Here is a 1,003-nt window from a genome sequence, read left to right on the forward strand (position 1 = left end):
GCTTCGAAAGCCTGCGCCGCGCGCAGCCGCTCACGGCCGCGCAACCGCGCGCCCCGCCGTTCACGTCCTGATCCGTCGTCATTACGCGTGATGCCGTCGTGCATCACGTCGCCCGCGCACGCCGCCCGCGTGCGCGACGTGTCACGTTTCGAAGGACGATCATGTCTCACCCTGCCGCGCACGGCGTCGTGCCGCGCGCGTGGTTGGCCGTCTCCGGTTCGGATCGCCGCGCTCCGGCATTCGCCCGCATGCGAATGCCCGTCCTCGCACGTCCGCGCCGAGCGCCGCCGACATCGATGCCGTTCACGCGGCCGTCCGTCGAATCCGTCTTTTCCATCCGATTCGTCATTCGCTCATCCAGTCATGAAAACCACCACTTTCGTTCGCGGCGCACTCGCCGCACTCGGCTTCGTCGTTATCCACGCCGCTCATGCACATGCCCTTCCGAAAACGCAGGACCCGGCCCCCGACGCCACACTGTCGAGCGCGCCGCCCGCGGTCACGATCGAGTTCGGCGAAGCGCTCGAGCCCGCGTTCAGCTCGATCGCCGTGACCGACAGCCATGGGCAGTCGGTCGTCGACGGGAAGTCGGCCGTCGACGCCGGCAACCGGAAGCGGATGCACGTCGCACTGGCGAGCCTGAAGCCCGGCACCTACACGGTCGCATGGATCGCGGTGGCCAGCGACGGCCATCGCACGCACGGCCGCTACGCATTCACGCTGAAGTAACGCATGTCACGCACGCGATGCGCATCGGTGCTTCGTGCCGAGCACATTCGCATCGATGCCCGCGGCATCGCACCCAATCAGGAGAACACATGATGAAACGCTCGATTCCGACCGGCCTGCTCGTGGCGCTGGCGCTGCACGCCACCGCCACCTTCGCCGCGTCGACCATCCAGGCCGATGCGTGCTGGATTCGCACCATGCCGGCGACGGTGCCGTCCTCCGGCTACTTCACGCTGAAGAACCACGGCGACGCGCCCGCGACGCTGACCGGTAT

1 protein-coding gene and 1 pseudogene are annotated in these 1,003 nt (G+C 67.8%); both read left to right on the top strand.

From position 1 onward, the window contains the following. The first annotated feature begins 363 nt into the window (after positions 1 to 363). Positions 364 to 729: a copper resistance protein CopC gene (locus tag JMF90_RS38380; RefSeq protein ID WP_011547187.1), complete on the top strand. Its 366-nt coding sequence runs from the start codon at positions 364 to 366 to the stop codon at positions 727 to 729. Positions 730 to 821: 92 nt separating this feature from the next. Next, positions 822 to 1,003, top strand: a pseudogene (locus JMF90_RS38385) (copper chaperone PCu(A)C); the annotation flags it as partial.

Source organism: Burkholderia sp. E168m23 (assembly GCF_016586125.1).
In the GTDB taxonomy this organism is placed as follows: domain Bacteria; phylum Pseudomonadota; class Gammaproteobacteria; order Burkholderiales; family Burkholderiaceae; genus Burkholderia; species Burkholderia orbicola.